We start from the raw sequence: 14,324 nt of genomic DNA, 5'->3' as shown, positions 1-14,324 counted from the left end.
CCCGCTCAAAGCAGTGCCTGGAATCGCCCCGGAGTGCCGGCAAGGCCTTCCCCTCAAACGCAATATCAGCAGGTCTCCCCATGCTTGAAAACTTTCGTGCTCACGTGGCCGCCCGCGCCGCGCTCGGTATTCCTCCCCTCCCGCTGACGGCTCAGCAGACCGCCGAACTGGTCGAATTGCTGACGAACCCGCCGGCCGGCGAAGAGCAGACGCTGGTCGACCTGATCACCCATCGCGTGCCTGCCGGCGTCGACGAAGCCGCCCGCGTGAAGGCCGGCTTCCTGGCCGCCGTGGCCAAGGGCGAAACCGCCTGCCCGCTGATCTCGCGCGCACGCGCCACCGAACTGCTCGGCACGATGCTGGGCGGCTACAACATCCAGCCGCTGATCGAGCTGCTGTCCGACGACGCGGTCGCGGCCGTCGCGGCCGACGCGCTGAAGAAAACCCTGCTGATGTTCGACCAGTTCCATGACGTGAAGGAACTCGCCGACAAGGGCAACGCGCACGCGAAGGCCGTGCTGCAGAGCTGGGCCGACGCCGAATGGTTCACGAGCCGTCCGGAAGTGCCGCAAAGCCTGACCATCACCGTCTTCAAGGTGACGGGCGAGACCAACACCGACGACCTGTCGCCGGCGCCGGACGCCACCACCCGCCCGGACATCCCGATGCACGCGCTGGCAATGCTGAAGAACGCGCGCCCGGGCATCACGCCGGAAGAAGACGGCAAGCGCGGCCCGGTCAAGTTCATCGAATCGCTGAAGGAAAAGGGTCACCTGGTCGCGTACGTGGGCGACGTGGTCGGCACCGGCTCCTCGCGCAAGTCGGCCACCAACTCGGTGCTGTGGTTCACCGGCGAAGACATCCCGTTCGTCCCGAACAAGCGCTTCGGCGGCGTGTGCCTCGGCGGCAAGATCGCCCCGATCTTCTACAACACGATGGAAGATGCCGGCGCGCTGCCGATCGAGCTCGACGTGTCGCAGATGGAAATGGGCGACGTGGTCGAACTGCGCCCGTACGAAGGCAAGGCGCTGAAAGATGGCAAAGTGATCGCCGAATTCCAGGTCAAGTCCGACGTGCTGTTCGACGAAGTGCGCGCCGGCGGCCGCATTCCGCTGATCATCGGCCGCGGCCTGACCGCGAAGGCGCGTGAAGCGCTCGGCCTCGCGCCGTCGACGCTGTTCCGCCTGCCGCACCAGCCGGCCGACAGCGGCAAGGGCTTCTCGCTCGCGCAGAAGATGGTCGGCCGCGCATGCGGTCTGCCGGAAGGCCAGGGCGTGCGTCCGGGCACGTACTGCGAACCGAAGATGACCTCGGTCGGCTCGCAGGACACCACGGGCCCGATGACCCGCGACGAACTGAAGGATCTCGCCTGCCTCGGCTTCTCGGCCGACCTCGTGATGCAGTCGTTCTGCCACACCGCCGCGTATCCGAAGCCGGTCGACGTGAAGACGCACCAGACGCTGCCGAACTTCATCAGCACGCGTGGCGGTATCGCGCTGCGCCCGGGCGACGGCGTGATCCACTCGTGGCTGAACCGCATGCTGCTGCCCGACACCGTCGGCACCGGCGGCGATTCGCACACGCGCTTCCCGATCGGCATCAGCTTCCCGGCGGGCTCGGGCCTCGTCGCGTTCGCGGCCGCCACCGGCACGATGCCGCTGGACATGCCGGAATCGGTGCTGGTCCGCTTCAAGGGCAAGATGCAGCCGGGCGTCACGCTGCGTGACCTCGTCAACGCGATCCCGCTGTATGCGATCAAGCAAGGCATGCTGACGGTCGCCAAGCAAGGCAAGAAGAACATCTTCTCGGGCCGCATCCTCGAAATCGAAGGCCTGCCCGACCTGAAGGTCGAGCAAGCGTTCGAGCTGTCGGATGCGTCCGCCGAGCGTTCGGCCGCCGGTTGCACGGTGCACCTGAACAAGGAACCGATCATCGAGTACCTGAACAGCAACATCACGCTGCTCAAGTGGATGATCGCGCAGGGCTACCAGGATCCGCGCAGCCTGCAGCGCCGTATCGCGGCGATGGAACAGTGGCTGGCCGACCCGCAACTGCTCGCGCCGGATGCCGACGCCGAGTACGCGGCCGTCATCGAGATCGACCTCGCCGACATCCACGAGCCGATCGTCGCCTGCCCGAACGACCCGGACGACGTGAAGACGCTGTCCGACGTCGCCGGTGCGAAGATCGACGAAGTGTTCATCGGCTCGTGCATGACCAACATCGGTCACTTCCGTGCCGCGTCGAAGCTGCTGGAAGGCAAGCGCGACATCCCGGTCAAGCTGTGGGTCGCGCCGCCGACCAAGATGGACCAGAAGCAGCTGACGGAAGAAGGCCACTATGGCGTGTTCGGCACGGCCGGCGCACGCACCGAAATGCCGGGCTGCTCGCTGTGCATGGGTAACCAGGCTCAGGTGCGCGAAGGCGCGACGGTCATGTCGACGTCGACCCGCAACTTCCCGAACCGTCTCGGCAAGAACACGAACGTGTATCTCGGCTCGGCGGAACTGGCGGCGATCTGCTCGCGTCTGGGCAAGATCCCGACCAAGGAAGAGTACATGGCCGACATGGGCGTGCTCAGCGCGAACGGCGACAAGATCTACAAGTACATGAACTTCGACCAGATCGAAGACTTCAAGGAAGTGGCCGACACCGTGCAGATCTAAGCACGCAGTCGGGCTGCGGCGGGTGGTCGACGCCGCAGCGCACCGAAAGGCGCCGCGGGCCGAATGGCTGCGGCGCCTTTTTTTGTGCGCCGGCGACCGGGCGCGAATGCCCGGTCAGTCGTACAGCGCGTGCAACTGCTCGACCACGTCGAACGGCAAACCCTCGTCATACCCGTCCGCTTCTTCGAGATCGACGTACTCGCGGCCGTCGGTCGGCTGCAGCATCAGCGCCGGCACGGGCCGCGCGACCGGGACGTCCGGATAATCGTTCGGCCCCGCGCCATCGAAGTCGTGCGGATCGAACCAGATTCCGTGATCGGCGTAATAGCCGTCGGCGTACCGTTGCTCGATTTCGCGAAGCAGCCGGAACGTATCGCGTTGATACGACGCGGGGCCCAGATCGCTTTCGTTCGCGTACTGCACGAACCACGCAGCGCCGAGATTCCAGTAGATCAGCAACGCGGTCGCGCGATCGACGTTGCGGTTGTCCAGCAGCCAGCGCAACGCGCCGCCGTTGCCGTCGTAATTGGAGCGTGCGGCGAACCGGTGCCACTGCTCGGGCGTCGCGCCTTCGAGCCAGGCCCGGACGAGGTTCCACGCCTTCTGTTCGATGTCGGAGTCGTCCATGAATCGTATCTTGCGGAATGAGCGGTAACGAGAAGGGCTCGAATGATCGGCCATGCCAGCGCCGCGGCGCGACACTCATGCGGCGCCGCCACCCTGCTCTCGCCGGATGACCAGCTCGTTGAAGCCGGTGCCCGCGTCGAGCTCGCGCGAGAAACGGTGCGCGGGCAGCAGCACGAGCAGGATCTCGGCCGTCGTGCGCACCACGCAGCCGCCCGACACATGGCCGCCGGACACGCGGCCGTGCGCATCCGAAACGGACATGTGCAGGTGCGCGCCGTCCGGCGACACCGAGCCGGCCAGCGTCAGGATTTCGAGGTCGCCGCGCAGTTCGGTCGGCGCGTCGACACCGGCGAAGCGCAGTTGCGCGACGCTCAGGCTGCCGATGCCCTGGATGACGAAGGCGGCGTGCGATTCGTGCTGGCGTAATGCCGTCTCGATGGCACCGCGCAGATCGTCGCCGGGAGACAGACGCAGGGGATGGGCTTGCATGGACGAGACCCAATGGTGGACCGTGGTATCGACAAAGCGTACGTTCGCCTCGCGAATCCGGCAAGTCACACCGGCTCACCCGCGCCGATCGCTCGCCAGCAACCCGTACAACGCGCTGTCCGACACTTCGTCGCCGACGATCCAGCGTTCGCGCAGCAACCCTTCCCGCGCGAAGCCGAGGCTTTCGAGCAGCCGCGCCGACGCGACGTTGCGCGGATCGATATCGGCCTCGATCCGGTTCAGCTTCAGCACGCCGAACGCATGCTCGATCACGGCCGTCGCCGCTTCGCGCATGTATCCGCCGCGCCAGAACCTGGGCCGCAGGCTGAAACCGATCTCGGCGCGCCGGCATTGCTCGTGCGCATGGAACAGCACGCATTCGCCGAGCGCCTCGCCGGTTTCGCGCAGTTCGAGCACGCAGATCAGGTCCTGCCCGCTCGCGGACGTCGTCAGGTTGCGCGCGACGCGCTCCGCGGCCTGCTCGATCCGCGTCATCGGCGAGAACGAGAAATAGCGCATCGCTTCGGCATCCGACCAGATCTCGAAGAACGCCTGCGCGTCGGCTTCGCGAGGCGGCCTCAGGACGAGGCGGGAGGTATCCAGCGTGACGGGTTCGAACAGGGGCATGGCAATGGTCTGACGAAATGGCGACCGTGAATTAGAACACGCCAGCCGTCCGTCAACAATTGCGCACCCGAGCGGCCAACTACGCGACACGACCGGGTCGCCCCGAAACAAGAAGGCCCGGGAAACCTCACCCGGGCCCTTCCGTTCACTTCATCCGCCATCGCGGCATGCGCTCACGCCTCCAGCGCCTCCAGCACCTTCCCCTTCGTCTCGATCCCGACGAAATGCACGGTCACTGCCGCGATCAGCGGCACGATGCCGATCAGGTAGAACGCGGGCGCGAGGTTCCCGCCGATGATCGCGTGCGGCACGACCATCGGCGCGACGAACGACGCGATCTTCAGCCATGCGCTGCCGAGCCCGCAGCCCGACGCGCGGATGCTCGTCGGATATTGCTCCGGCGTGTAGACGTACGCGGTGATGAACCCCGACGCCATCAACCCGAGCGACAGCGAGCAGAAGATCGCGACGACGTACACCGACGACGCGTGATAGACACCCGCGAGCGCCAGCGACAGCGCGCACAGCACGAACGACCACACGATCACCGGCTTGCGGCCGAGCTTGTCGACCAGCAGCGCGGAGGCCAGCGAGCCGAGCACGCCCATCACCGAGCCGATCACCGCGAGATTCAGCGCGAGCTGCAGCGGTGCGTGATAGAAGTTCTTGTAGATCGTCGGCAGCCACGTCGACAGCCCGTACTGGATGAACCCGCAGGTCGCCCACAACGTCGCCACCGCGAGCGTGCGCTTGCGATACGCGGCGCGGAACAGGTCGCTCATCCTGCGCTTCGGATGCTGGCGCACCATCTCGTCGAACGCGGCCGTCTGCGTGACGGGCGGCAGATCGCCGCGCACCGACGCTTCGAACGCGCTCGTCGCGCGCCCGGCTTCCGCGAGCCGTCCGCGCGACGCGAGCCAGCGCGGCGATTCCGGCACGAGGCGCGTCAGCACGAGCGCCAGGATCAGCGGCAACCCGCCGACGAAGTACATGATTTCCCAGCCGAAGCGCGGCACGAGCCACGCACCGAGCGCCATCGACACGAGCAGCCCGATCGGGAACACGATCTCGTACAGCAGCACGAAACGGCCGCGGCCATGGGCGCGCGTGATCTCGTTGATGTACGTCGCGGCGACCGGCAGCTCGCCGCCGAGCCCGAGCCCCTGCAGGATCCGCAGCAGCACGAACACCTCGAAGGTCGGCGCGAAGCCGCACGCGATGCTGGTGATGCCGATCACGGCCGAGCTCCACGCGATCGCCTTCACGCGACCGTGTTTTTCCGCGAGCGCGGGAAACAGGAACGCGCCGATCAGCTGGCCGATCGCGCCGGACGCGATCAGCATGCCGATCTGCGTCGGCGACAGTCCCCATTTGTGAATCAGCAACGGCAGCGTCGCCGCGATCGTGATCACGTCGAAGCCGTCGAAGAATGTCGCGGTGCCGATCAGCACGCGCGCGCGGATCTGCATCGCGTTGGCCGGAAGCCGCTCGAGCCGCGCGATGATCGCGCCGGGCGTGGAGGCGGCAGCTTCCATCGTGGCGCGACCGGCCACGACGTTGTCGAAAGTGCTCATGCGGGGGATCTCCTGGTCTTTCGCCGGTCAGGCAAGCGCTTGGGTTGTGTCTGCCAGGGCTTCCGTATCCACGGCCCGGCCCTGGTTCATCCACTTGCGCGCGAGCTTCAGCTCACGTGCGTTGTTCACGGCGATGACACCTCTCACCTGCCCATCGCCCACGAAAAACAGCGTCGCACGGCGCGCGGCGAGCTCGCCGCGCACGACGAGCTGCGCATCGGCCGGCAGATCGCCGAGAATCTGCAGGTTCACGTCGTACTGATCGGACCAGAACCACGGAATCTCCGCATACGGCGCGCGCACGCCGAGCACGGCCTTCGCCGCCGCGATCGCCTGGTTCTGCGCATTGGCCCACGATTCGAGCCGCACGCGCCGCTTCAGCCAGCCGTTGTGATGGTTCGCGACGTCGCCGCACGCGAAAATCGCCGGGTCGCTGGTCGCGCCGAATTCGTCGACGACGATGCCGTCGTCGACCGCCAGCCCCGCATCGCTCGCGAGCGACGCGTTCAGCGCGAGGCCGATGCCGGCCACCGCGAAATCGGCGTCGATCGTCGTGCCGTCGGCGAGCGTTGCGCGTACCTTCGATGCGTCGTCCGGCTGCGGGTCGAGCGACGCGAGCGCCGCGCCCGTGCGCACGTCGACCCCGTTCGAGCGATGCAGGTCGAGCAGGAAATCCGACACGATCTGCGGCACCGAGCGGCCGCACAGCCGCGGCGCGCCTTCGACCACGACCGCGTCGACGCCGAGCTTGCGCGCGGTCGCCGCGACTTCGAGGCCGATCCAGCCGCCGCCGATCACGAGCACGCGCCGGCTCGCACGCAGCTTCTCGCCGAGCGCGGCCGCTTCGTCGAGCGTGCGCAGGTAATGCAGATTCGGCGTCCTGACGATCGAATCGGGCAGGCGGCGCGACGTGCCGCCGGTCGCGATCACGAGCCGGTCGTATTCGATCTCGCGCCCGCTCGCGGTCGTCACCACGCGCCGCGCACGGTCGATCGAGGCCGCGCGTTCCGGCTGCCACGCCTCGACGTTCAACGCGTCGAATTCGTCGGGACGCACGACGCGCACGGTCTCGATGTCGACGTCGCCGGCCAGCACGGCCTTGGACAGCGGCGGACGCTCGTACGGCAGGTGCGGCTCGTCGGCGATCATCACGAGACGGCCCGCGTAGCCTTGCGCGCGCAGCGTCTTCAGCACCCAGCCGGCGGCCTGGCCGCCGCCGATCACGACGACCGTGCCCGGCGCGGGCTGCGCGGACGTATTCGCTTCGGTCATGATTTGCGCTCCGTCATGAACTTGCCTTCCGGCGCCTGCGCGTGCTTCTGCCGGCGCGTGTTGCCGTCGAGGCCGCCGTCGACGGCCCATTCGGCGAACACGGTCGGGCCCGGCTCGAATTCGCGCGGCTGCCATTCGGGCGTCAGCATGTCTTCGTCCGCGTAGTACTCGATCAGACCGCCGGCGGGATTCTGGAAGTACCAGAAGTACGCGGACGACACGGGGTGCCGCCCCGGACCGAGTTGCGTTTCCCAGCCGCAGCGGTCGATATGCATGCCGCCGCCGAACACTTCATGGATGTCGCGCACGGTGAACGCGACGTGGTTCAGGCCACGCTTGCCCGTCGGCAGCGCGAGCAGGAACAGGTCGTGGTGGCCGCCGTGCGGCGCGCAACGCATGAACGCGCCGCGGCCCGGGTAGCGGTCCGACGTCTCGAAGCCGAGCAGTTCGTGATAGAACTTTTCCTGCGCGTCGAGGCAGTTCGTGAAGAACACGACATGCCCGACCTCGACCGGCTCCGCGCGTGCGTAGATCGGGCTCGGCTGGTCGACGCGCAGCGTCCGGCCCCACACGTTCGACGGCGAGCCCGTGATGTCGAGGGCGCGCTTGCGCGTGACTTCGATGCGGATCGCCATGCCGTTCGGGTCGATACAGCCGACCGCATCGTCCTGCGCGTAATAGCCGGGCTGGCCGGCGAGTGTCGTGCGCAGCGCGTCGAGTTCGCCCTGCGTCGCGACGCCCCACGTGACTTCCCGCAGCGTCGGACCCGCCTCGAATGCCGGCGGCAGCGCCGGATCGTCGGCCTTGACGGCCAGCACGGTGCAGCCGTTCAGCGTCTCGAAACGCGCACGCGTGTCGTCGTACGCGATTTCCTTCAGCCCCCAGTCGGCGAAAAAGCGCCGGCAGGTCGCGAGATCGTCGACGCCGTATGTGATCTGCTCGATTCCCAAAATGCTCATTGCGTCATTCCCCTTCGCTCAGTTCGCCCACGGCAGCGGCGCGTCGTTCAAGCCCCAGTAGAGGCTCTTCTGCTGCATGTACTCGCGGATGCCGAGACGCCCTTTCTCGCGCCCCATTCCGCTCTCCTTCCAGCCCGAGAACGGCGTGGAAATCGAAAACAGCTTGTACGTGTTGATCCATACGGTGCCCGTTTCGAGCGCGCGCGCGATGCGCCAGGCGCGCTTGTAGTCGCGCGTCCAGATGCCGGCCGCGAGGCCGAACACGCTGTCGTTCGCCTGCGCGATCAGCGACGCTTCGTCGTCGAACGGCATCGCGACGAGCACGGGCCCGAAGATTTCTTCCTGGCAGATGCGTGCACTGTTCGGCAAGCCTTCGAGAATCGTCGGCTGATAGAAGAAGCCGTTCTCGCGCCCGTCGCCCGACGGCCGCTCGCCGCCGCACAGCAGGCGGCCGCCTTCCTCGAGACCGAGCGCGACGTAGCGCTCCACCGATTCGCGATGCTTCGCGGTGATCAGCGGCCCCATCTGCGTGTCGGGCCGCGTCGGGTCGCCCACGCGCAGCTTGCGGGCGCCGGCCACCAGGCGCTTCATGAATTCGTCGGCCACCGCGCGCTGCACGAACAGCCGCGAACCGGCGATGCACGCTTCGCCCGACGAGCTGAAGATGCCGTACAGCACGCCGTTGACCGCGTGATCGAGATCGGCGTCGTCGCAGACGATCGTCGGCGACTTGCCGCCGAGTTCGAGCGACACCGGCATCAGCTTCTCGGCCGCGAGGCGCGCGATGCCGCGGCCCACTTCGGTGCCGCCCGTGAACGACACCTTCTTCACCAGCGGATGGCGCACGAGCACGTCTCCGATCACCGAGCCCTTGCCCGGCAGCACGCTCAACACGCCCTTCGGCACGCCGGCTTCCTCGCAGATGCGCGCCAGCGCGAGCGACACGAGCGGCGTGACTTCGGCCGGCTTGAGCACGACCGCGTTGCCGCCGGCGAGCGCCGGCGCGAGCTTCTGCGCATCGGACGCGATCGGCGAATTCCACGGCGTGATGGCCGCGATCACGCCGATCGGCTCGTACACGCTCATCGTCAGGTAATCGCCGCGCGACGGCGTCAGTTCCTCGTCGAGCGTCTCGAGGCACGCCGCGAAATAGCGGAACGTGTTCGCCGCACTCGCCACCAGCACGCGCGTCTCGCCGATCGGCTTGCCGTTGTCGCGGCGCTGCAGATTCGCGAGCGCCTCGTGGCGCTGCATGATCAGGTCGGCAATGCGGTACAGCACCTGCGCGCGCTGGTGCGGCTTCAGCCCGGCCCAATCGGCGCGACGCCAGGCGGCGTCGGCGGCCTCGACGGCTTCGGCCGCGTCTTCCGCGTTCGCCGTCGACACTTCCATGTTCAGCGACTGGTCGGCCGGATAAATGCTCGCGTAGGGCGCGCCACGGCCGCGCCGCCACTCGCCGCCCACCAGGATGGTGCCGTCGGGTACGAGGCTGGTATCGAAAGGAGTCATGTCACAAGTCCCACAATTCTGTGTCTGCGCGTCCGCCCTCGCCGTGGCGCGGGCGGACGGTCGAAGGCCCGGTCAGATCACGCAGCGGGCCGCGCGGTTGCGCAGCGCGCGGATCGCGCTGTACGCCGTCAGCGCGGACGTCTTCGGGTTGTCGGGCAGCGGCTTGCCGCTCATTTCGAGCGACATCTCGCCGAACGCGCCGCGCGCGGTGATGCGGTGCACGTTGCGCTCGACCGCCGGATCGGCGATCAGCCGCACGTGCGTCGCGTCGAGGCCGAGGCCCGCGAGCGCCACGGTTGCCGCGACGTTCGCGTTCTTCGGATACAGCCGCGCGGCGTCGCGCGCAGTGCCTTCGAAGATCACCTTTTCCCCGGTCATCGCACGCAGGTCGCACAAGGCCTCGGCCGGCGTACCGAGCCAGCCGAGCGGCGGCTTGCGGCCGACGTACAGCACTTCGTCGAGGCCGCCCTGCTTCGCGGACGCCAGCGCGTCGATGCCGCCGATCGCGCCCGACAGCAGCGTCACCGTCGTGCCGCCTTCGTCGGCCGCCCGCGACAGCAGGTCGAGCAGCGCGAGATCGGACAGCGCGCCGATCGAGGCGACCGCGCAGTCGGTGCCGGCCTTCAGCAGCGGCACGACGTGATCGACGAGTGCGCCGTGGCCCGCGCATTCGAGCGCGAACTCGGGGCGGCGGGCCAGTGCGTCGACCGACGACACGACCTCCACCGCACCGCCGAGCACGCGCTGTACCTCCGCGCGCTGGTGTTCCGGCACGATCACGTGCGCGACGCGCAGCGACGCATCGTGCTCGACCGCGCGGTACACGGCCGCGCCGATCGCGCCGAAGCCGATCATCGCGACGTCGACGGGTGCGTGCGCGTTACGCATACTGGCGCTCCGTCGGCGCTTCCTTCTTCACCGGCGGGCCCGCGAACTGCGACGCGAACGTGCCGACCGACAGCATGTCGACTTCGACCATCACCGGCCCGTCCTTCGCCAGCCCTTCGCGCACGATCGCCTCGGCGTCGTCGAGCGACGTGATCCGGTAGTGCGTGAGGCCGAAGCTCGCGCAGAACTGCGCGAAATCGGGCTGGTGCAACTGCACGAAGCAGCGGCGGCCGCCGTAGTGCGCGTCCTGGATGTTGCGGATCACGCCGTAGCACTGGTCGTTCATCAGCACGATCATCACGTTCGCGTTTTCCTGCACGGCCGTCACGAGTTCGCCGACGTTGACCATCAGGCCGCCGTCGCCGACGAGGCAGACCGTCTTCGCCGCGGCGCCCGCGAGCGCCGCGCCGATACCCATCTGGATGCCCTGGCCGATGCCGCCGCCGAGCGCATGCACGCCCGAGCGCGGCTCGAAGATCTTCAGCAGGCGGTTGCCCCACGTGCTGTTCGAGATCGTCACGTCGCGCACCCAGTTGTAGTCGCGGCCGACCGCGCCCTGCAGCGTGTCGACGAGCTTCTTGTACGGCCCGAGGCCCTTCGACACGTCGGCCACCGCCTGTTCGCGGGCCGCCGCGAGATCGGCCGCGAATTGCGGATCGACCGACAGGCGGCCTTCGAGGCGATCGGCCAGTTCGGCCAGCACGCGCTTCGAATCGCCGTGCACGAACAGTTCGTTGCGGTAGCCGCGGTTGTCGGCGAGCGCATCGGCGTCGACGCGGAACAGCGGCTGCGGCAGCGCGAGCTTGTACTTCAGCGTCTCGTTGCCGCGCAGGCGCGAGCCGACGACGACGAGCGCGTCGCAGGTCTTGTAGAACGCCTCGACGGACGCGTGCACGTTGAACGCGCCGAGCGTCGCCGGATGATCCTCGGGCAGCACGCCGCGGCCCTGCACGCTCGTCACGACGCCGAAGCCGAGCTTCACGAGGCGTTCGACTTCCTCACGTGCGTGGCGCGCACCGCCGCCGAGCCACAGCAGCGGGCGGCGCTTCGCCGCGAGTGCGTCGGCGAGCTTCGCGACGCGCGCGGTGTCATGCTCGCGCACCGTAACGTGCGCCGGTGCGAGGTCTTCCGGCCATTCGATTTCGGCTGCCTGGATGTCGATCGGAATCTCGACCGACACGGGGCCCGTCGGCGCCGTTTGCGCGATGCGCACGGCTTCGCGGATCGTCGGCAGCACGGTTTCGACGGTGCGCACGCGAAACGCGGCCTTCGAGATCGAGTCGAGCATCGACAACTGGTCGGGCGCTTCGTGGATGTACGCCAGATCCTGGTCGAGGTAAGGCGTCTCGATCTGTCCCGTCACGTGCAGCAGCGCGGTGCCGGCCGTCAGCGCCTCGACCATCGCGCCGGCCGCATTGCCGGCCGCGGTGCCGGTGCTCGTGAACGCGACGCCGAGGCCGCCCGACACGCGGGCCAGCCCGTCGGCCATGTTCAATGCGCCCGCTTCGCCGCGCGCGCCGACATAGCGGATGTTGCCGCGCGAGTTGATCGCGTCGAGGATCGGCATGTTGTGGATCGAGATGACACCGAATGCGGTTTTCACGCCGCACTGCTCGAGAAAGGCGGCAATCAGCTCGCCAACCGTGGTTTTTTTAGACATGGCGTGCAAAGCCTCCAGAAACGTCGATATGGCTGCCCGTCGTGTACGACGACAGATGCGTTGCGAGATAAAAGAGTGCCCAGGCGGCCTCGTCAGGCTTGCCGAAGCGGTTCAGCGGAATGTTCTTCTTGCGGGCGAGCGCGCCCGTCCAGTCTTCCCAGCTTTCGCCGGGCTGCGCCTGCGTGTCGTAGCGACGGCGCCACTGCCCCGACTCGACGATGCCGATCAGGATCGAATTCACGCGGATGCGCTGCGGCGCCAGTTCGGTCGCGAGCGACTTCACGAGGCTCAGCACGCCCGCGCGCGCCGACGACGTCGCGACCATGTGCGGCTCCGGCTGCAGCGCGAGCAGCGAGTTCACGCACGTGATCGTCGGCGCCTGCGCGTCGCGCAGCAGCGGCAGGAACGCGCGCGTCGGGCGGATGATGCTGAAGTACTTCAGCTCGAGTTCTTCGCGCCATGCGTCGTCGGTCGTATCGGCGAAGGTCGACACGCGACCCTGGCCGGCGTTGTTGACCAGCATGTCGGCACGGCCGAAGCGCGCCGATACCGCCTGCGCGAATGCAGCCACGTCGGCTTCGTCGAGCACGTTGCAGCGCGCGGCGAGCAGTTGCGCGCCCGGGTATTTCCCGCCGAGCATCGCTTCGGCACGCGCCAGGCGGTCGCCGTCGCGGCCGCAGATTGCAACCGACGCGCCCGCTTGCAGGAACCGTTCGGCCGTCGCGAGGCCGATGCCGGACGAACCGCCCGTCACCACCGCGACCTGCCCGGTCAGATCGATCTGAATCATCGGAGTCCTAAAGCCTTCAGAAACGTGTGCTCGTCATCCGAGCGGTAATTGAGCCGCCGCGACAATTCCGCCGCCGCGCGCTGCACCTTGTCGATCAGCCCGTCCGCGATCAGCGCCGCGTCGATCTCCGGACGCGGCACCGTCACCGTGATGCACGCGACGATCTTCTGCGTCTCGTTGCGCACCGGCGCCGTGACCACCGAGATGCCGCGCTCGAACGACGAATTGCTGACGCCGTAGCCGCGCAGCGCATCCTCGCGGATCACGTCGTACAGCGCGTCGACCGTTTCCGGCGTCGCGCTCGTCATCCGGGTCAGCGCGCCGTCCGGATACAGCGCATGCAGCTCCTTCAGCGACAGGTCGCCCATCAGCACATGGCCGTGGGTCGTCGCATGCGCGGGCAGGCGCGTGCCGACGTTCACGCGAATCGAGCTGAACACCGGCGACTGGCTCTGCGCCTTTGCGACGAACACCACGTCGCGGCCGTCGCGGATCACGATGTGCGTCGTGAAGCCGGTCGCATCGCGCAGGCTTTCGATCACCGGCAGGCCGAGATCGGTCAGCTCCAGCGAGCTCAGGTATTCGAAGCCGAGCCGCAACACGGCGATGCCGAGCTTGTAGTTGCGATCCTTGTCCGCACGCTCGAGAAAGCCGAGCGATTCGAGCGTCTGCAGCAGACGGAACACCGTCGTGCGCGGAATGCCGAGCCGCTTCGACAGTTCGGGCGCGCCGAGCACCGGCTCGCGCGGCGAGAATTCGGCCAGAATCCGCAGCCCGCGTTCGAGGCCCGGCACCACATAGTTCGCGTCGGCCTTCGCGTGTTCGGATGCCGGTCGTTGCAGCGGTTCGCTCATGCCAGCCCCCGCTGTGGGTCGCATTGACGGCAGAAACCGTCGATCAAGGCGGAATAAACGGCCGGCGCTTCCACGTAGCCGGCGTGGCCTGCTTGCGGAATCACCTGCAGCGCGACGTGCGCGGCCGCGGCGATCCGCTCGCACGCGGCGGGCGGCGTGATCGCGTCGTGCGCGCCGACGGCCACGGCCGTGCGGCCGCGAAAGCCGGCGAGATCGGTCGCGAGATCGGCATTCGCGAGCAGATGCGTGGCCTGCGCGTAGCCGGCCGGCACGATGCGCGCCATGTTCCAGCGCACCCACGCCTTCGCTTCCTCGTTCGCGAAACCGGACAGCATGTTGCCGCTGCGCTGCTCGGCGAGCCCGGCCGGACCGAGCGCCGCGAGCATCGCGAGCCGCGCGTCGCGGCGCG

12 protein-coding genes and 1 pseudogene are annotated in these 14,324 nt (G+C 68.0%); 1 reads left to right on the top strand and 12 read right to left on the bottom strand.

What is annotated here, in order from left to right:
- Positions 1-80 precede the first annotated feature (80 nt).
- The gene (acnB, locus tag G3N62_RS23220; protein WP_034189884.1) at positions 81-2,666 is read left to right on the top strand and encodes a bifunctional aconitate hydratase 2/2-methylisocitrate dehydratase; all 2,586 of its coding nucleotides are present in this window, start codon (positions 81-83) and stop codon (positions 2,664-2,666) included.
- Between the two features lie 114 nt (positions 2,667-2,780).
- Here acnB and G3N62_RS23215 read toward each other — a convergent pair whose 3' ends face one another.
- From G3N62_RS23215 to G3N62_RS23160, 12 genes and pseudogenes are all read right to left on the bottom strand, one after another.
- Entirely contained in the window at positions 2,781-3,293 is a 513-nt protein-coding gene (locus tag G3N62_RS23215; RefSeq protein WP_124671093.1) for a DUF4274 domain-containing protein, read from the bottom strand.
- Between the two features lie 75 nt (positions 3,294-3,368).
- The gene (locus tag G3N62_RS23210) at positions 3,369-3,782 is read right to left on the bottom strand and encodes a PPC domain-containing DNA-binding protein (protein ID WP_124671092.1); all 414 of its coding nucleotides are present in this window, start codon (positions 3,780-3,782) and stop codon (positions 3,369-3,371) included.
- Between the two features lie 75 nt (positions 3,783-3,857).
- The gene (locus tag G3N62_RS23205; protein ID WP_049032715.1) at positions 3,858-4,409 is read right to left on the bottom strand and encodes a GNAT family N-acetyltransferase; all 552 of its coding nucleotides are present in this window, start codon (positions 4,407-4,409) and stop codon (positions 3,858-3,860) included.
- Between the two features lie 173 nt (positions 4,410-4,582).
- Positions 4,583-5,983 carry an MFS transporter gene (locus G3N62_RS23200; protein WP_034189888.1) on the bottom strand — a complete coding sequence of 467 codons (1,401 nt, stop codon included), beginning with the start codon at positions 5,981-5,983 and terminating at the stop codon, positions 4,583-4,585.
- 27 nt (positions 5,984-6,010) lie between these two features.
- Positions 6,011-7,255 carry an FAD-dependent oxidoreductase gene (locus G3N62_RS23195; RefSeq protein ID WP_124671091.1) on the bottom strand — a complete coding sequence of 415 codons (1,245 nt, stop codon included), beginning with the start codon at positions 7,253-7,255 and terminating at the stop codon, positions 6,011-6,013.
- Complete coding sequence (locus G3N62_RS23190) at positions 7,252-8,214, bottom strand: VOC family protein (RefSeq protein WP_034189890.1); 963 nt, start codon at positions 8,212-8,214, stop codon at positions 7,252-7,254. Before G3N62_RS23190 ends, G3N62_RS23195 begins: the two co-directional genes overlap by 4 nt.
- Positions 8,215-8,232: 18 nt before the next feature.
- The gene (locus G3N62_RS23185; RefSeq protein WP_034189891.1) at positions 8,233-9,723 is read right to left on the bottom strand and encodes an aldehyde dehydrogenase; all 1,491 of its coding nucleotides are present in this window, start codon (positions 9,721-9,723) and stop codon (positions 8,233-8,235) included.
- 72 nt (positions 9,724-9,795) lie between these two features.
- On the bottom strand, positions 9,796-10,611 hold the full coding sequence (locus tag G3N62_RS23180; RefSeq protein WP_124671090.1) for an aspartate dehydrogenase: 816 nt from the start codon (positions 10,609-10,611) through the stop codon (positions 9,796-9,798).
- Positions 10,604-12,271, bottom strand: a complete 1,668-nt coding sequence (locus tag G3N62_RS23175; RefSeq protein WP_124671089.1) for a thiamine pyrophosphate-binding protein — start codon at positions 12,269-12,271, stop codon at positions 10,604-10,606. The genes G3N62_RS23180 and G3N62_RS23175 overlap by 8 nt, the downstream gene beginning before the upstream one ends.
- Positions 12,264-13,061: an SDR family oxidoreductase gene (locus tag G3N62_RS23170; RefSeq protein ID WP_124671088.1), complete on the bottom strand. Its 798-nt coding sequence runs from the start codon at positions 13,059-13,061 to the stop codon at positions 12,264-12,266. Before G3N62_RS23170 ends, G3N62_RS23175 begins: the two co-directional genes overlap by 8 nt.
- The gene (locus G3N62_RS23165) at positions 13,058-13,915 is read right to left on the bottom strand and encodes an IclR family transcriptional regulator (RefSeq protein WP_069706375.1); all 858 of its coding nucleotides are present in this window, start codon (positions 13,913-13,915) and stop codon (positions 13,058-13,060) included. Before G3N62_RS23165 ends, G3N62_RS23170 begins: the two co-directional genes overlap by 4 nt.
- A pseudogene (locus G3N62_RS23160) lies at positions 13,912-14,324 on the bottom strand (alpha/beta hydrolase); the annotation flags it as partial. The pseudogene G3N62_RS23160 and the gene G3N62_RS23165, both read right to left, overlap by 4 nt.

It is taken from the genome of Burkholderia sp. Tr-20355 (genome assembly GCF_017104685.1).
GTDB classification, from domain to species: domain Bacteria; phylum Pseudomonadota; class Gammaproteobacteria; order Burkholderiales; family Burkholderiaceae; genus Burkholderia; species Burkholderia seminalis.
This window is presented reverse-complemented; position numbering and strand designations above follow the sequence as displayed.